The 18,134-nt window shown below is 39.9% G+C and carries 15 protein-coding genes; 10 read left to right on the top strand and 5 right to left on the bottom strand.

Annotated elements, in window-relative coordinates; genetic code table 11:
• The first annotated feature begins 4 nt into the window (after positions 1-4).
• Positions 5-1,753, top strand: a complete 1,749-nt coding sequence (gene tssF / locus DPF90_RS00840; RefSeq protein ID WP_114783700.1) for a type VI secretion system baseplate subunit TssF — start codon at positions 5-7, stop codon at positions 1,751-1,753.
• Positions 1,750-2,748 carry a type VI secretion system baseplate subunit TssG gene (gene tssG / locus DPF90_RS00835; protein ID WP_114783698.1) on the top strand — a complete coding sequence of 333 codons (999 nt, stop codon included), beginning with the start codon at positions 1,750-1,752 and terminating at the stop codon, positions 2,746-2,748. Before tssF ends, tssG begins: the two co-directional genes overlap by 4 nt.
• Positions 2,749-3,104: 356 nt before the next feature.
• Here the strand turns inward: tssG and DPF90_RS00830 are convergent, their stop codons facing one another.
• Both DPF90_RS00830 and DPF90_RS00825 read right to left on the bottom strand, forming a co-directional pair.
• A complete protein-coding gene (locus tag DPF90_RS00830) occupies positions 3,105-3,911 on the bottom strand; it encodes a helix-turn-helix transcriptional regulator (protein WP_114783696.1) in 807 nt (268 codons plus the stop codon).
• Between the two features lie 20 nt (positions 3,912-3,931).
• Positions 3,932-4,414, bottom strand: a complete 483-nt coding sequence (locus tag DPF90_RS00825; protein ID WP_114783694.1) for a GNAT family N-acetyltransferase — start codon at positions 4,412-4,414, stop codon at positions 3,932-3,934.
• A 153-nt stretch (positions 4,415-4,567) separates the two neighbouring features.
• On the opposite strand from DPF90_RS00825, the gene DPF90_RS00820 reads away from it, so the two are divergent.
• Positions 4,568-5,080 carry a GNAT family N-acetyltransferase gene (locus tag DPF90_RS00820; protein ID WP_114783692.1) on the top strand — a complete coding sequence of 171 codons (513 nt, stop codon included), beginning with the start codon at positions 4,568-4,570 and terminating at the stop codon, positions 5,078-5,080.
• A gap of 102 nt (positions 5,081-5,182) precedes the next feature.
• Here the strand turns inward: DPF90_RS00820 and DPF90_RS00815 are convergent, their stop codons facing one another.
• The 3 genes from DPF90_RS00815 to DPF90_RS00805 are packed head-to-tail and all read right to left on the bottom strand — an operon-like array spanning position 5,183 to position 10,401.
• Positions 5,183-5,632 carry an Lrp/AsnC family transcriptional regulator gene (locus DPF90_RS00815; protein ID WP_202408543.1) on the bottom strand — a complete coding sequence of 150 codons (450 nt, stop codon included), beginning with the start codon at positions 5,630-5,632 and terminating at the stop codon, positions 5,183-5,185.
• A 36-nt stretch (positions 5,633-5,668) separates the two neighbouring features.
• Positions 5,669-9,064 carry a type VI secretion system membrane subunit TssM gene (gene tssM / locus DPF90_RS00810; RefSeq protein ID WP_114783688.1) on the bottom strand — a complete coding sequence of 1,132 codons (3,396 nt, stop codon included), beginning with the start codon at positions 9,062-9,064 and terminating at the stop codon, positions 5,669-5,671.
• A gap of 2 nt (positions 9,065-9,066) precedes the next feature.
• The gene (locus DPF90_RS00805; RefSeq protein ID WP_114783686.1) at positions 9,067-10,401 is read right to left on the bottom strand and encodes a type VI secretion system ImpA family N-terminal domain-containing protein; all 1,335 of its coding nucleotides are present in this window, start codon (positions 10,399-10,401) and stop codon (positions 9,067-9,069) included.
• 484 nt (positions 10,402-10,885) lie between these two features.
• On the opposite strand from DPF90_RS00805, the gene DPF90_RS00800 reads away from it, so the two are divergent.
• The 7 genes from DPF90_RS00800 to DPF90_RS00770 all read left to right on the top strand — a co-directional run bounded on the left by DPF90_RS00800 (position 10,886) and on the right by DPF90_RS00770 (position 18,120).
• On the top strand, positions 10,886-11,488 hold the full coding sequence (locus DPF90_RS00800) for a hypothetical protein (RefSeq protein WP_114783684.1): 603 nt from the start codon (positions 10,886-10,888) through the stop codon (positions 11,486-11,488).
• Between the two features lie 12 nt (positions 11,489-11,500).
• Entirely contained in the window at positions 11,501-12,832 is a 1,332-nt protein-coding gene (gene tagH, locus DPF90_RS00795) for a type VI secretion system-associated FHA domain protein TagH (RefSeq protein ID WP_114783682.1), read from the top strand.
• Positions 12,825-13,325 (top strand): type VI secretion system lipoprotein TssJ, encoded by a 501-nt coding sequence (gene tssJ, locus DPF90_RS00790; protein WP_114783680.1) that lies wholly within the window; start codon positions 12,825-12,827, stop codon positions 13,323-13,325. The genes tagH and tssJ overlap by 8 nt, the downstream gene beginning before the upstream one ends.
• A 10-nt stretch (positions 13,326-13,335) precedes the next feature.
• Positions 13,336-14,661 carry a type VI secretion system baseplate subunit TssK gene (gene tssK / locus DPF90_RS00785; RefSeq protein WP_114783678.1) on the top strand — a complete coding sequence of 442 codons (1,326 nt, stop codon included), beginning with the start codon at positions 13,336-13,338 and terminating at the stop codon, positions 14,659-14,661.
• Positions 14,658-15,446, top strand: coding sequence for a type IVB secretion system protein IcmH/DotU (gene icmH / locus DPF90_RS00780; protein WP_162813962.1), 789 nt, complete (start codon positions 14,658-14,660; stop codon positions 15,444-15,446). The genes tssK and icmH overlap by 4 nt, the downstream gene beginning before the upstream one ends.
• Positions 15,447-16,158: 712 nt before the next feature.
• A complete protein-coding gene (locus DPF90_RS00775) occupies positions 16,159-16,899 on the top strand; it encodes an SDR family oxidoreductase (protein ID WP_114783674.1) in 741 nt (246 codons plus the stop codon).
• Positions 16,900-16,911: 12 nt separating this feature from the next.
• The gene (locus DPF90_RS00770) at positions 16,912-18,120 is read left to right on the top strand and encodes an acetyl-CoA C-acetyltransferase (RefSeq protein ID WP_114783672.1); all 1,209 of its coding nucleotides are present in this window, start codon (positions 16,912-16,914) and stop codon (positions 18,118-18,120) included.
• The last annotated feature ends 14 nt before the right edge of the window (positions 18,121-18,134 follow it).

Here is an 18,134-nt window from a genome sequence, read left to right as displayed (position 1 = left end):
CTTAGTGAGCAGCAGTAAATATTTTCAAGATGAACTTTCTTACCTTCGAGAAGCCGGAAGTGAGTTTGCTAAATATCATCCTAAATTGACAAACTTCCTTGGTGAAGGAGTTCATGATCCTGACGTAGAGCGCTTGCTTGAAGGGTTTGCATTTCTAACTGGTAGAATTCGAGAGAAAATCGATGACGAATTGCCAGAGCTGACTCAGTCACTCATGACCTTGCTTTGGCCTCATTATATGCGTTCGATACCTTCTATGTGCATTTCTGAGCTCACGCCACATGTAGGAAGCCTGACAGAAAAAACCATAGTCGAACGCGGAATTGAAATGGCGAGTGAACAGGTAGAAGGGACCCAATGCCTGTTTAGAAGTTGTTATGATGTCGCTTTATATCCCATCAATATTACTAAGGTTGAACAGTCTAATAGCCGAACCAGCTCTAGTGTCGATGTATCTATTGCAGCTGAGTTTGGTCAAGATTTATCAAGGTTGAAGATGGATTCATTACGTTTCCACCTTCATGGAGAACTGCATATTACTCGTAGTGTCTATCTGTGGTTGTTTCGCTATCTAGACTACGTCGAACTTGATCTTGGAGGCGGTTTTACACACAGGCTACCGGCTTCTTGTATTAAACCTGTTGGTTTTGGTGACGATGAGGCTATCCTTCCATACGGCAGCAACTCTTTTTCTGGCTACCGTTTATTACAGGAATATTTCTCTCTGCCAGAGAAGTTTATGTTTTTTGATGTCACAGAGTTAGGTTGGTTATCTGGGGTTCCGCAGCGCTCAACAATGAAAATATCTTTTTTGTTTAAGCGTGCTTTACCTTCGGAAGTTATCCTTAAAGATAAACACTTGCGATTGCACTGTACACCAGCCGTTAATTTGTTTAGTAAAGACTCAGACCCTATTCGATTAGAGCACCGTCGAAGTGAATATAAAGTCAGACCCCAGAGCAGTAACCAAGATCACTATGAAGTGTATTCGATCGGCAAAGTAGAAACATGGAGCAAAAATGAGCGTAGCCGAAAGAGGCTGATTGAGTTTGAGTCTTTCGAGCATCAAATTAACCAGCGTGATAAACGAGAATTTTTTAAAACAAAAGTGTCAAGTCGCATCAGTGGGAGAGGACTTGAGCGCTACATTTCATTCCATACCCACAACAGTGACATTGCTGAACTTGGTTCTGAAACGGTACTAATGAAGCTCACCTGCAGTAACGGTGATTTGTCTGAAAGGTTATCAGTAGGCGACATAACGTACACATCGAGTAATTCACCGACGTACGCTAATTTTACTAATATTACCAAGCCAACCCAATCTGTTAGCCCGCAAGTTAATGGTGAACTGCAATGGCAATTGATTGCCAATATGTCACTGAACTATTTATCGTTGGCAAACATTGATGTGCTTAAAGTACTCCTCTCGACTTATGACTTCCATTCCCGCGTTGATCGCCAAGCCCATCGAGCTTCGATACATAGGTTAGATGGGATCAAGAAAAGTGAAATGCAGCCCGCCGATAGAGTATTTCGTGGTACAGCGGTCCGGGGTACTCAGTTTAATCTCACTGTAGACTCCTCCTACTTTGTTAATGAGGGTGATATGTTTTTATTAGTCAGTGTGTTGAATGAGTTTATACGTTTATATTCGAGTTTGAACTCTTTCACCGAGCTTGAAGTCTTTGATGAAAAAACGGGTGAAAACTATCACTGGCCGAGTCTTGTAGGGCAGCAGACAGTATTATGATTGAGCAGATTGAGAAACGGACGCATGAGTTTGGTTTTTTCCAAGCAGTGTCACTACTGGAGAAATATTATCAGGCTGAAACGGACTTTAGTTACCAAGGGATTGGCCTGAATAAATATATTTCTGATGAACATATACGTTTTAGTGTTTCCCCAAGCCTCACTTTTCCGAAAAGTGATATTGATTACGTTGCTCATTTTGAGATGGAGGGAAACGCTTATACTCGAGTGGAGGTTAGCTTTCTTGGGTTACATGGTTCAAGTTCTCCTCTTCCATCATCGTATACAGAGAAGCTGACCGGTCGTGAAGATGAAGATAACCCAGTAAAACAGTTCTTTGACTTTTTCCACAATAGACATTTGTCTTTAATTTATCGTGTTTGGAAAAAATATCGTTACCATATTCAATATCAAAGTGAAGCGAAGGACCCATTTTCTGCTCGTATGCTGCATCTTCTTGGTTTGTCGTCAGTTATGCAAGATACTGAAGTCAGCGAACTAGATAGAGCCAAACTGCTATCTTATGTGAGTCAACTTTCCACAAGAACACGCTCCCCTAAACTGATATCTGGCATTGTTACGCATTATTTCAACTTAGGAAGTGTGTTTGTTGATGAGTGGGTTTATCGGCGAGTTGAAATACATCACTCTCAACGAAATCAGTTGAACCATAGCAACTGTGTACTAGGTCATGATCTTCATTTGGGTAAATCCCTGCCAGATTTGGTGGGCAAGTTTAATTTACGTATAGAAGATATAGACTTCTCAACTTATCAAACATTCTTACCTGGCAGAAGCAACTATAAAACGCTAGTGGGCTTAATGCAGTTTATTTTACGTGACCCTTTAGCTTGGGACATGATCATGAAAGTAAGGCTTGAAACTATTCCGAAAAATACCTTAGGGAAGGGAGAGGGCAATTTACTTGGTCAAACGCTATGGCTAGGCGCCCCAGCGAGAAAAGACGTGTCGATAAAACAAATTGGGCAGTTATAAGACAATTTGAAAGGGAAGATATTGTGCTGTTACTTTTCATGTCATTTTTTAAAATTATTTTTACACATATATCATCAAAAGACTTATATTACCTTAAGTAAAAAAGCCTCAATTTCATTGAGGCGATAAATTAAATAATAAAGAATTAATTACAAACATCATTTGACTATGTAAATAAAGCTAGGAGTTAGTTTAGCTTAGAATAAGTCATATCAATAACTTAAGAACCTATTATGAAGTATAAGAAAATAAATTACATATAACCAGTTGGATTGACAAAGAAAAAAATAAGTGTTAAGGATTTACGGCTAAGGTAGAGGAGAACAAAATAAGTACTCATTTACTAGCTTTGATAACTAGCATATTAAACCATCTTGAATGGCTTTAATTGCAGCTTGATATGTTTTATCAACATTCATCTTTTCTCTAACTGATCTTAAATAGGTGTTGACTGTTGCGACACTGTACCCAGTAATGTTGGCGATTTCTTTTGCTTCGTTGCCTTCCTTAAAGAAAAATAGGCAAAGTAGTTCTTGGTCTTTAGGAACTTCATAGAAGATTGGATGCTTTTGCTTAATTAAACTATCCAAGAAGCCATCTACTTTAAAAATACGGGAAAATCTCATGCTTGGGATTGTGTCTGTTATAGCTGCTTTATAGCGCTCGATGAATTTTAGTGAAAAGTTTTCAACAATTGCTTTATTTTTTGTGCAGTGATGTTTGAAATCTCGTCTACCTCTTGTGCCAGAAAGTACTAACTTAATTCCATAATTGTCACATGCCTTGGTCAATGCAAAGTGGTTATGTATACCAAGTTCCTTCTCCATTATTGTAATAAACTCAGGTGTTACTTTATCTTGAACTGTATAAAACTCAGAAGAGGGGAATGAGACTGCCTCCTGGCATGTAGCATCTATATCGAGGGCAATATCAATAGATCTCAAGCGTCTTTTGTAATACATGAGCTTAGAAGTATAGGGAATATTTGATAGAATCATACTTTCCTGTCCTTGCCCTATCATAAGTGTGAAGAACTCGGAGCCTGTAAGAGTATATAAATCTTTGCAGTAGCTATAAATATCGTCATTCAGCTTCAGAGACTGCTGTGACTTGATATCAATCAAGTTTCTATCGTAGGATTTAAATGGAGAACTTGTTTTCATACCCTCTCTTGTCCTGTTGGTTAGAGTGTTATTTCCATTCTGGTTGCTGGATAAGTGTAAAAATACTCCTTGCCAATTATATGGCCACTAAGATTTTCGTAGTATGCATTCATTGAGGTTTCTAACGTTGTTAACTGCATAAAATCAGCCTTATAGGTGCGACAAATTTGTTTCGCTAGTTCTACTGTTTTGGTGCCTATGCTTGCTGAGCGATATTTGGGTGTAATATACAGGTAATTCAAAAATAGCGTATTGTCTTGAGACTCACAGTGTTCAATTGCAAACATACCAACAGGGGAGTCCTGTATGAATAAACCGTACATTTCAGGGATACCATCAGACTCTATGTATTGCTTAAATAACTCTGTGCGAAACTCGACGCCTTTATTTCTTACATAGCCCCATTCGCTTTCTGCCCATTGAGCAAAAAGAGAGAGATATTCTGGATAGTGGATTAAATTAATCGCAGAAACTTCGCCATGTTTTTCGCTGATAAACTTCATGATTTATTGGATTGTGTTACGGATTGCATAGACAGAAAATATAAGCAATCATAGCATTTAAATAAAGAAAAACTTCGTGGATTTATACAGTTAATCGCATTGCTATTGCCGTGAGGCCCAATCCTAAAACATCTGTTTGAGCATAGAGAAACAATGGAAATTAGAACCGAGCGTCTGATTATGACGCAGTTGAAATTGTGTGATCGCGATCTATATTATGTTTTACATTCCGAACCTGAGATTATCGCGTTGTGTTTTGATGAACCATCAAGTGACGAGCTAGATGCAAAATTTGAATCTTGTTTACCCACTTGGAGTAGAGCGTCCGGAGAATGGCTTTGTTTGACAATCTCAATGTTGGAAACGAATAAAAAGATTGGTATCACGGGATTCAAAATAAGAAATGGTGTGGCAGAGGTTGGGTATTTGTTGCTACCTAGTTTTCATGGTATGGGTTATGGCACTGAATCATTAAAAGCATTGCTCAATTGGGCCAGAATAAACTGCGGTATTACCGAGTTTAGTGCTGTTGTCACCGAGGGCAACATAGGCTCGGAGCGTGTGTTAGAAAAGTGTGGTTTTACTCTTCAAAAAATAATACCTAATGCATATCAAATTGGTGATCGTGTGTATGCCGACCATTGCTATGGCATTTGTAATACATAAGCAATATTCGATTGTAAAAGCAAAAAGCCACATAAAAATATGTGGCTTTAAATTTATATCTACGCCCAAGGTTAGAAAGTGTCGTAATTGTGTGTATGGGCCTTATCGTCGAATCGGTTCGTGCAATACCACAGTGTTATTTAAGGATTCAATACCATTAAATGACTCTATTTCATTGCACAGGGTATGTATCGACTGAAGATCGGGTGCTTCAATGAGAACAATAATATCGTACGCGCCACCGACGATACTGGTTACTCTCACCTCTGGAAGCTCTTTTAGCGCTTCCGTGACATTATTCTTCTTACCTTTTTCACAAGAAATCAGCAGGTAGCTAGACGCCGGCCTATCATCTTTCTCTACTCGGATTTGAGCGGTATAGCCTTTTATGATACCAGTTTTTTCCAGTCGACTGATTCGCTCAGCGACTGCGGTACGTGATAAGCCAATATTTCGCGAAAGATTCGCTATTGACTCTCGGCCATTTGACAAAAGACTTGAAAGTATTTTCCTATCTAATTTGTCTAATCCTTGAAGGTTAGTAGTTGACATTATATCCTGCCTTACGTTGTTTTTATTAGTCTGCTTTTATAAATTGATGGTTTCGGGTAGTGAGAAGTTATACAGCTCAGCTAAAGTAAATGGGTTCTTTTGCGCGAGCGGCTTTATTCTCAGTTTCAAGTCTCGACCTGAAACAGTTATATCACTAACAAAGCTACCATCATGCTGATTTGTTAGTGTTGATTGGCCCAACAGTCGGTAGATTGCCCACTGACCATCCTTGCTCAATACATATTGTTTACCTTCATCGGTAACGTCTTGGATTGTTATACTTACGTTGAACTCACCACTTTTGGGTGGCCATTCCAATTCTTGAATTCGACTCGGCCCATGGTAATAGCTCATTTGTGAATCCGCGACTGACACGGTCGCGCGTATTGCACTTGAGTCTAAGTCAAGCACTTTGGTCGTAAATGGAATAGACACACGGTTGGTACTCTTATTAATTAAGGTGTCTCGTATTACATTATAATTTTTAAGTTGTACCAAAAGCTGCGGTGTAAGAGGCATAGTTTCACCTTCAACACGCTTTGGAGTCCAAAGGTTAGTATCGTAAAACGAAGCTAGATTTTGTTGGACAAAAGTATCAATGATCCCACCTTTTGCAAACAGTAGCTCAAAGTCTTCTAACGTGATTTCTTCTTCAGCGTTTAGGTCGAAAGGATATTTGTTAAGCGCTAACTCTGTATATTTGGTATATACCTCGCTATACCATTGGTCTTGAACACCTTTTGCTGACTCTGCGATCATGACAGACCAACTTTGTTGAACCAAGCCTGATAGCCAACTGCGCACAGGTTCAGGTGACTTCTGAGCGATTTGTTTTAGACGTATGATGGGATCTGCTTCAGAGCTTTGCATACGTTTTCGCGCAGCAAGTAAAGAGGCCATTTTCGGGTCTGGTGAGTCGGCAATGTCCTTCATGTATGTGCGTAGCTGACTCAATGCTGTTACGATTTCATCCCATGGAGTAGGGGAGTTTGGCGTTTCGTTAATTTGTAATTGATTCAGCTGATAGAAAGCTTGTTCTACTCGCTGCATGAGTAAGTAGTCGGGTTGTACAAACTCTTCCGCTGAATCGGCAGCCTTGTCGATGGCTTCTGTTGCCAGTTTAGGCAGTTTATTAGCGAACAATTCTTTATCACCTGTTGGTGAGAAATGCGTATTCGAGTAGACCTGCTTCAACACAGTAGTAAGGGGTGATGATGGCCCTGATACCAGATCAATGGCGTTAGTAAGGTCACCAATGGAGTCATACTTTTTAACTTTTAACTCACTCAGTGCGTTGCGCCAATAACTGACGTAATCATCAGCGTATCGCTTGCGTATTTTGTCTTTAAAGACAGCGAGCTCCTTTTTACTGGGTATCACATTCTTAGACAGTCCTAACACCCAGTTATTGGCGATTACATCTTTAGACATAAGATCAACTCGTGGACGATAAAAAGTACTGAACCCCGTCGCAGTGTAGACTTTACTGATATCAATTAATTGCTGATCAACTTTGTCATTGAAGACATTATTGAAGTCAAAGCCCACGGCACGCTCTAAATTAAGAGTTCCAAGATCAATAGCTTCAGCCTGATGAATTAATTGAGCATAGACAAGATCGATATTCGATTGTGCGAGCAATGTTCGGCGTGTAGCTCGCACAATTCCCATATTAATATCGACGGGAGGGAAATCGGTTCTGAAATATGCCTTCAGGTATTTCATGGTTGTGCTGACTTGCGCTGACTCGCCAATTACCGCAGATAAGGTTGAGTTGGTTTGTGCAGTCATATAAGCCAAATCACGTTTATTTGGCTCTTTTAACATCAGGTAGCCTTTCAAAACGGGTAGGGCTTTAAGAGGCTGATCCTGATATTTGGTTAACTGCACACGATATGTTTGCTCGATAACCGGTACTAACTCTTTTTGTATAGAGTCAATGAGGACTTGATACGCCATCTTAGTTGTCGGCTCTAATCGGCTTACATGAAGAGAAAGTATCTCTTCATCAATGGCCTTACTGCCTTCTAACCAAGCATCATATATGGGGTTAATCTTCTTAATTGCATTTGCCAAGCTTTCGTCTAATTGTCGACTCGAGCTTAGTTCGACAGTTTCTTTTTCAATATCCAGCAATTGGTATATGACCTTTAAATTGCTATCAAGAGTTGTTGCTAAAAGGTAAGCACCTCCGGAAAGAAACAGAATAGAAGCAGCCATGGCTAATCGGCTTTGCCTAAGTATACGCTTAAGGTAATTCTTGTTTTCGCCTGCAAAATCGGCCTCAGGCAGTATCTGAGATTCGACTAAGAAACGAGTAAAGTACGATGTTTCAGAGAGTTGAGTATGTTCTGAAGCAATGATTGGCAAATTAAAGTAACTGCTGCAACTTTTAGCAAGTAAGTTGTACTTGCGTCCACCCTGTAGGCATGAAGCGAAAAATAGTTCTCGAAGATCGAGATAATACGCTCCACGATTGACGTCACATAGACGTTGTACGACATACTCTATTTCCTTTTGGCAGATCTCTAGCTGTTTAGGAAAAGACAGAATAGCCTGTTTTTCTTTTGTATCGTTTGAGGCAGAGGTAGAGTCTAGTGCATTACTTTCGATTACTCTAATCAGGTTTTTAAAACTATCGCGATAATAGTCGACAAGAACACCTTTAGAGTCTTTTAGAGCAATGGATAGGTACTCGATGTTATGTTTAAGAGGACTCTGCTGAACATATTCTTTGAAGCCTTGGAGCTTGTCCAATTTAGAGATCACCATATAGATGGGAAGCGCTGTACTTGTTCTATCACAAATAGATGAAATACGTTCGATAAGCGTGGTAAGAGTATAATCGATCTGCTCTTCTTCAGAAATAATCAAGAACTCGAGATCGGTGAAAAACAAGCAACCAGCAAATGGTTTACGTGGCCGACTTTTTAGTATCTCTGCAATCAGTGTTGTCCATAGTGACGAGTCGGAAGCTGACACTTCTTGAAAGACTAAACGCTGATCAGGTTTTAAATAGATAGCATCATCAGATTCATACCACTCAAAGAAGTCATTTTTCTTCGTCTTTGAATTGTCCAAGGCTTTAATAGCATTTGAACTAAACAGGAATTGCTTCTTGCCAGCCGCTCGGTTACCCAACATCAAATATATCGGCTTAGCTTTAGAATTATTAAGCAGAGGCCTAATGACCAGGCTTAATGCTTCCTCTTCTGTTTCAAGCTGCTGGTCTTTATTCTGCTTTCTTTTTTTAACAAAAAGAATGGCTTGATAGGCTAGAAAAATGAGTGCTATACCACCAATGCCGATAAACCAAATAGTCTTTGTAACAGTATCGGGTGCCCAAAAGTGTGCTGCTGAGAGTCCACCAATAAACACTATAGCGAGTACAGTGGATAGAAATATAGGATGACGTATTATATTTTTTAACATGATTATTCAGCCACAACTTTATCGAGTGATGTTTGGGTTTGTGTCGCTTTGAGTTGAGCGATTTTATGTAAATAGACGTTGATTAAATTCAACGAGCGATCGAGTTCTTCAGGGTCATTAGTTTTTTCTGCATATTCAATTCTGCCCAATAAAGGGAATAAAGAGTTACTGTATTGATATGCGAGTTCGGTATTGGAGTCGTTGGTATCAAGCTTTAAGTTCGCTATCGCGGTACGAGCACGTGCAAAGCGACGACTTATTTCTCTAAAATCCCTTTGCATTTGCTCGTCATAGCGAGCCAGCTCTGCTGATAAAACTTGCACTGAAGAGGAATCTGAATAAATTGTTGCAAGATTTTCAATGATTTCTTTCAATGTTTTAAGCTTGGTTACTTTTTCTGGGGATTTATTCAAATCGAATACCATGGTATCAATCACCCCAATGAGAGGTTGTTTTAGCCTCTCGATAGTATCCTTATTTTCAGTACTAAGATCATGAGTAACTTGCAACAATATGGACACGTTGTTCGATGCTATTTTTTGTTCATAGTCTGTAAGTAGTAGGTTTTTCTTCAGATAAAAAGCACTTAAAGCTAAGATAAATACGCTTACAGCAATAGAAACAGCCCATACGGCAGAGTGACTTTTTTCAGGTTCAACATCGGCTGAGGGTTGCGTTTGTTTGGCTGGGGGATTTACTTTTACTGTGATTGCCCCAGCCACTTTATCATTATTTGCTTTGGCCTTTTCTTTTTGCTGTAGTGCCCTGTTTTGTGCTTGTTCTCGCTTATCTTCCAACTCTTTTACATCGTCAATGAACTGGCTAAAAATACGTCTTATCCCTCCTAGAGAGGGCGCTTTATGTCCATAGTGGAGTCTCAATTCTTCCTCTATTCTCAGACATACTCTGTGTCCTGCTTCCAGAATAGCCATGTCATCGACGGTGACATTGAATAGCTTGACTCTCTTTTCGCCATGTTCGACTAGCCACTCTAACGCGCCCATGCGAGCACTAGATTTGGACACTTCTGGGTAACATGATGACCAATAAACGACGCATAAATCTAAAATAACATTTAATGCGTCTACAAAACTGCTAAGACCATCATTATGAGCTGACGCTACAGCATAGTAGCAGCCACAGCGTAAGTCTTTACTTTCATTTTTTAGTATGTCTTTAGAGAGTTGTTGTACTTTTTTCCATGAGACGCGCCCTGTTACCTTATTGATATTGTTTATCTGTCGCTTTATCTCCTCAAAATCATCGAGGTTATTCGGGTTGACACCGCAAGGAGTCTGCTCGCTTATTGGTCGTCGAGCGAAGTCTGAAAAGTACATGAAATCCTACCCAAGTGACGCTAGTTATAAAGACTCAATCAATTTTATAAAAATTCTTAATTAAGACGTTTCATTATCAAGGGAGGATTTTACGTGGGAGAAAAGTAATTTGTAGATAGAATATTAATTAAACCTGATTAAAAGTTATTAAATGTGAGCGCCGCCTGTTGCTACTAAAGTTTAGTTGATAGAACTATAAATTAAAAATCGTGCGACATAGGTAATATGGCTAAATATACACCATGTTATAAATCTGGTTGATTATAAAAATATTTACACATGATGGTGTGCTATCTAAACATCTTGTTTGGAATTTAATCGGCTAGTCGAAATGTTCATTTTCATAGTGAAAAGGAAGGTAATACTAGGAAAAAGGAAATATTTATGTGGATTTTTTTTTTCGCTATTGAATTTGTAACCTACCCTGCTATTTTGCTCTTTCTTTCATTTGTATTTTTACTTTAGACCTTTTGAGGATAAAAGGATGAGTAAGTTAAGTCAGTGGAGCTTATTGGCTCTAGCATTTACTGTATCTGCAGTGGCCAATGCGAAAGGAGAGCGCTACGGTGGCTCTGTCAGTATGTTGAGCATAGATAACATAGAATATGAGCAGGGAGAGAGTGGTACTGCAGATGCTATCCGTTATGGCTTAGTGCATACTCGGCCGATCGATGAAGACAATAATCGTTGGAGATGGTGGTTAGGTTTTAACTATTTAAGCGAGGCTGTTGATGCTCCGTCAAGTGGTATATATCAGGAAGTGACCAACTATGAAATAAGGGTTGTTCCGCAATATGCATTAGGAAGCTGGTCTATCTTTACCCCTTATATTGGTGCTGGCATTTCTGCTGCTTATAGTCAATATTCGAACCGTTGGCCTGTCGATGGTGAAGGGGTTAAGTATGGTTCACAGCTTGATGATATTGATCAGTTTGAAGCAGGAGCTGTGGCGACTATAGGTACGGTCATTAAGTTAGGAAGTGACCCAGATGCGCATATTCAGATCATCCCTCAAGCTTCATACATTTTACCTGTCTACAACGATGGTTTAGGTGGGCTTGAACTTACCGTGTCACTTCTGTTTTAGAGGGCAATAGCTTTGTTGGAGCGATTAGTAATAGTTATATCAAAGCACCCTGAAGAGTACACGGGGGCTAAATTTATTGAGCTGCCAGAAAATGGCGGCTCCATTGGCCGTAATCCAGGTTGCTCAGTACCTTTGATTGATCACAATCGTTATATATCGAGTACACATTGCCTTATTAGTATTTATGGCGATGCATACTACATTAGTGATGTTAGTACTAATGGACTAATTGTAAATGGTAATAAGCTACTAAAAAACCAGCCTATTCCCATTCACGAAGGGGATTGCATTTCGCTTGGTCAGTATGAACTATCGGTGAGTGTTGAACGAGAGTCAAGCCGTTTAGACATTGCCAGCGATATTACTCCAGATAGGGATAATAAAGATCCATTGGCCAATTTAGATGAGATAGAGTTTGAGTTGGAGCAAGAGGGGCCTTTAGAGGAAATGTTCCTAGAAACTCAGTTAGAAGACTCTGACATGTCTGATCCTATGGCACATCTTGAGTTCTCGTTAGACAAAGATGATGATCATCTCATTAGGTCTGAAACAAGTGAGATTGAAAAAGCTCCTTCAATCGAAAAGTCTACGCGCCAGCTCGTAGATGATAGCTTAAATGTCTATTCAGAATTTGATGCACCTAGTTTAATTCCAGAAGATTGGATGTCAGGTGATGAAACTAGAACTGTTGAGAAATCGATAGCCAAAGAGCCGATTTTAAAAGAGTTAAACGACCGTACGATTGCGCAGCCCGCTTCCACTAAGCTTTCGACTCAAGAATGGGAAGAAGTCGCTCCTAGCCAACAAACAACAGAAATAGAAGCTGTAGCTCCCTCAGATACAGTAAATATTATCGATGCTTTTAGAAAAGGGTTGGGCATATCAGATGATTCACTGTTGAGAGAGGATCCGCGCCTTTTCGAGCAAATGGGCATGTGTCTACGTTTGTGTATGACTAAATTGCAGCATGAGTTAGTTGAAATTGAAGAGTTGAAACAATCCCACGCAGCGACAGATACTGACTTAATAAGTTTAATGTTGGATCTCAACAAACAGAGCATGCTTTCGCCGAATGAACTAGTGGAACAAATGCTTGATGAAATCAGTGAACATAAATCACTCTATGAACAAGCTCTCAATAGTTATGTTCAGCAAAGTATTAGTCAATATGATCCCATAGTGTTCGAACAAAAAAATGAAAATAAGGGTTTTTTGATCAAACAGAAATTGTGGGATTCATACAAGTTACACTACCTAGATAGCTTGAAGGGTGTACATGGTGTCGGCACAAAGAAACTCGTACAAGAAAACTACAATAGGTTATTAAAAGAAAAGCATGCGTAAACTTACCTACCTGCTAATCCTGCTATTCTTGTCAGGTTGCTCAATGTGGGAGCAATTTAAAGAATCAAGTGGTATTACGCCAGAAACCTCTTCCATTGAACTCGTTATCGAGGCATCTCCCGAGCTTAATGTACGTAAAATGGGTCAGCCTTCACCTGTTATTTTGCGAATTCACGAGCTTTCATCTCCTGTACTATTTCGCAACTTAGACTTTTTTGCATTATTTGACAACGACAAGGCATCTCTTGGCGATGAATATATTAAGCGCTATGAGTACCAACTAAAACCTGGTGAGCAAATTCATCAAGTATTGGAACTGGACCCTGCAACAAGAGCGCTAGGTTTTTCGGCTGCTTTTCGTGACATCAATGGTTCATCATGGAGAAAAATCGAGCTAATTGAAGAAAAATCAGAGTATTTCCTAAAACTGAAGCTAGATGAAAACGAGTTATCGTTCGATTCGACGCGTGGAATTGAGCAAACCTATTTTTAAGGGGCACGAGATGTCGCTATATAATCCAGTTGTGTGGCAAGATGGCATGTTCATGAAGCCACAACACTTCCAACAGCTAGACCGCTCTCAGTCTAAGCGGAGTAGTATGCTGTTCTCAAATAGTTCTCCATTAATGTGGGGAGTTAATCGAATCAAGATTAATACTGAGCTTTTGACTCAAGGAAAGATTGCAGTAACAAGTGCGGCGGGTGTACTTCAAGATAAAACGCCTTTTGATTTGCCAGCTCTTGCCGATGTGCCCGATGTTAAAGAAGTTGATCCATCGATAACCGATAAAGTGATTTACTTGTGTTGTCCACTTCCCTCGGAACGCGAAGAGCTGTTCGGATCTGATAGAAATGATGCACGTTATATAGTGAGTTACCAAGACGCAGTTGACTCATGTTACGATAGTGAAGATACCGCAAATATTGCCATAGGTAAGTTAAAATTTTGTCTGATGTATGAAGATGAGGACCGCAGCGCCTACACTGGTATCCCTATTTTGAAAATATCGGAAGTGAAGACGGATGGCAGTATTGTTCTCGATGATCGCTACATCCCTACTTGTATCGATATTAAGGCATCAGAGCTGCTTTCCAAGTTTACCAATGAATTTGCTTCTATGTTAAAACACAGAGCGGACTCTATTGTTGAGCGCCTTGGTACGGTCGATCAGCAGGGAGTCTCTACTGTGTCTGATTTTATGCTTTTACAAGCACTTAATCGCTACGAACCTTTACTTTGGCACTTTTCCAGTGTCGAGGGTGTGCACCCAGAGTCCTTATATCGGATCCTTCTTCAAGTAGAAGGTGAACTCTCGACTCTATGCTCCACTTCACGTCGACCACCAGAATTTGTAGAATACAATCACAGCGATTTAACGGTTTGCATGTCAAAAGTATTAGAGCATACCAAACGTACTCTGAGCGTAATGTCTGAGCAAAGAGCAATACCATTGACACTGCAGGAACAGAACTTTGGTATTCGTACTGCGGTCATTCCTGACAAGAAAGTGGTTGACTCCGCCACCTTTATTCTTGCAGTCAAAGCCGACGTTACGCTGGATATACTTCATACTCAGTTTGTCAGCCAAACCAAAATCGGTTCAATTGATAACATACGAGATCTTATTAATCTCCAGCTGCCAGGAATAGGAATTAAACCTATGCCTGTAGTACCAAGAGCATTGCCTTATCATGCAGGTTATACCTATTTTGAATTGGAGAGAGCCAGTGAAGAGTGGGCAGCATTGGAGCAGGCGTCGGCCATTGCGGTTCATGTTTCTGGTGATTTTGCTAATCTATCTCTACAATTATGGGCTGTAAGAGTATGAGTTACGTAGATAATGATGTAACGGTTGTTTTATTCCAACCCGATTTGGGTAAGCCTATGGAGGTTATGCCTGCTCCTGATTTATCCCGCAACATAGCACTGAAAGATCCCAGTATAGAAAAAATGGGCGTCAATCCATTGGTGGATCAATTTTCATGGTTAATTGCTAGCCTGTCTTGCATGTCTTCCATTCCTTGGCTCGAGGATCCTCAGCCATTCAGGGAACAGATTGCTCGCGAAATTCGTAAGGGCGAACGAAAGTTGAATGAAATGGAAGTTGATCGGGCATCGGTATTAGTGATTCGGTATTGTCTGTGTGCTGCTATCGATGAGGCAGTATGCCGCCAAGAGTGGGGGGCAAACAGCAATTGGAGCCAAAATAGCTTGCTCGCGGAGTTTCATAACGAGACCTCAGGTGGCGATAAGTTTTTTACCATTCTAGAACGGCTTAAGGCTGATCCTAGACGCTATCGGTATGTAATTGAATTGCTCTATTTGCTAATACAGTTAGGCTTTCAAGGTAAGTATGGTATTGAAGAGCGTGGACAGGAAAAGCTTTCTGACATCGCTAATACCATCTATCGTCTAATAAAAGACGAGCGAATGGTGGAAAACGAGAAAGTTTCTCTAGTTAATTTAAAAGCAAAGTACCTCAAACAGCCTTTAAAACGGGTTATTCCACCTAAAGTAATACTCGGCATATCAGCATTATTGTTTTCAATAATGTATCTTATTACCTATGTGATTATTGACACCAATTATCAGAGTCTTCTGAACAGTTTTTAATAAAGTCTGCATAGTGCAGACTTTTCCTTTTAAGTATTTTCATTGACATCAACATTACTGATTCTTAGGTTTAACAGCATGTCATTATGCTCTAATCAGGGTGACTAGCTATTTAGTTAGGTATTATTCCAATCACAGACTAAAGTTTTCGTATTTCTTCGATATTAATAATATCAAAAACACCGCTTTATCTTTTCTCTTAGTATTTTGGTTAAAATATATTATTAATTATAAACTTACTTAACCAACAATATTAATTACCTACTAATTATATAATTATAAATTGAAATCGATTTCATTTTTGTTATGAAGTTTAATGATAAAATTAAACCATCGAACTACTAGATATAACGGAGTGAGTTCAAAGATAAGATCTATGTAATAACGAATAAAAATAAAAACCTCATAAAAAACATAGGTTTATAAATTAAAATTATTCCTATCATTTAAATAAATTCCTTTTAAAACAAAAAGATGAAGTGATTTAACACTAGAGTAACATTTCATACTATATGAGATCTCCTTCAACATTATGCAACTAAAGTCAAAAAGTATTTGAACTGAAATATTAAGCCTTTACTTTAAAATAACAGAACGGGTACAGCTGTTTCCTGATTCATATATAACTAATAACGTTACTTGGCTTTTATTTGTAGCATCGGTTAATAGCAGATAAACAAATTATCGAGCTATTACTAATGGAGTCTCATCAATGAAAAAACTTGCTTTGGTCACAGGATCAAAAGGTGGAATAGGTTCTGCAATCTCTTCGCAGCTAGTTAAGGAAGGTTACCGTGTTATCGCAACATACTCTACGGGCAATCATCAGAGTGCTCTGGATTGGTTTAATGACAAAGAGTTTAGTCAGGATCAGGTCCGCTTATTTGAGCTTGATGTCACTAATACCGAGCAGTGCGCTGAGCGTCTCATACAGCTAATGCAAGAAGAGGGAACATTGGATGTCGTGGTGAACAACGCGGGTATTACTCGAGATTCAATGTTTAAAAAGATGAGCGCTTCTGCTTGGAAGGAAGTTATCGATACCAATCTCAACAGTGTATTCAATGTTACTCAGCCTTTATTTGATGCCATGTGTGAGAAGGGTAACGGCCGAATCATTAACATATCATCAGTAAATGGCTTGAAGGGCCAATTTGGTCAAGCCAACTACTCAGCGGCTAAAGCAGGAATGATTGGCTTTTCAAAAGCGCTTGCTGCTGAAGGTGCTCGCAGCGGTGTTACGGTGAATGTTGTTGCACCAGGCTACACTGGTACTCCTATGGTTGAGCAAATGAAGCCAGAAGTGCTGGAGTCAATTAAAGCTCAAATTCCGATGAAACGCTTAGCAACACCAGAAGAAGTTGCTCAGTCTGTATCGTTTTTAATTAGTGATTCTGGCGCTTACATTACAGGTGAAACCTTATCTGTAAATGGCGGCTTATACATGCATTAATCTGGGGTTGTTATGGAAAAAGTGTATATTGTTGCAGCAAAGCGTACACCCATTGGTAGCTTTGGAGGCACTCTCAAAGATATATCAGCAGGGGATTTAGGAGCTATAGCAATCAAAGCGGCTCTGGAGTCTGGGAATATAAAGCCCAATCTTGTTGATGAAGTTATCGTTGGCAATGTGGTTGGTGCTGGTCAAGGTATGGGGGTTGGCCGTCAGGCGGCTGTTCACGCTGGCATTCCAGTGAATGTGCCAGCCTACACTGTGAATATGGTTTGTGGAAGTGGTATGAAAACTGTGATGGATGCAGTGAGCCATATCCGTAGCAGTGATGCTTCAGTTGTTGTGGCTGCAGGTGTTGAAGTTATGTCGCAAATTCCATTTGTTGTCCCTAGTCAAGTTCGTGATGGCCATAAAATGGGCCATATGAGTGTGATGGATTTGCTAATCAGTGACGGTTTGACCGATGTATTTAATCAATATCACATGGGCACAACGGCGGAAAATATTGCAAGAAAGTTAGACATCACCAGAGAGCAGCAGGACGAGTATGCTCTTTCAAGTCAAATGAAAGCCGCTGCTGCCATTGAAGCGGGCCGCTTTGAAAATGAAATAACTCCAGTTGAAGTTAAGCAACGCAAACAAACCATCAATTTCATCACAGATGAATATCCTAAAGAAGATGCTTCTATCGATGGTCTATCAAAACTTCGCCCTGCTTTTGAAAAAGATGGCACAGTTACGGCCGGCAACGCATCGGGTATTAATGATGGTGCAAGTGCGATTGTGGTTGCTAGCCAAAGAGCGGTCGAAGAATATGGCCTTGAGCCGATAGCGGAAATTATCAGCTATGCACAGTCGGGCTTAGAACCTGAAGTAATGGGGCTAGGGCCTGTAGAAGCTGTGACACAGGCTTTAAGTAAAGCCGATATTTTAGCAAACGAAGTTGATCTCTATGAGCTCAATGAAGCTTTTGCCGCTCAGGCTCTTGGAGTAATACACCAACTTGCTGATGTCCACAATGTTCCCGTTGGCTCCATATTAGAAAAAGCGAACGTAAATGGTGGTGCGATAGCACTTGGCCATCCACTTGGCGCGTCAGGCAACCGAATTCTCGTTTCTCTAGTTCATGAACTTAACAGACGAACTGGAAGCTATGGTGTCGCTTCCTTGTGTGTTGGTGGTGGTATGGGAACGGCAGTAGTCATCAAGTCAATTGCTTAAATTCAACGTAGTGA

The sequence above is a fragment of the Vibrio tetraodonis genome, assembly GCF_003350295.1.
In the GTDB taxonomy this organism is placed as follows: Bacteria; Pseudomonadota; Gammaproteobacteria; order Enterobacterales; family Vibrionaceae; genus Vibrio; species Vibrio tetraodonis.
This window is presented reverse-complemented; position numbering and strand designations above follow the sequence as displayed.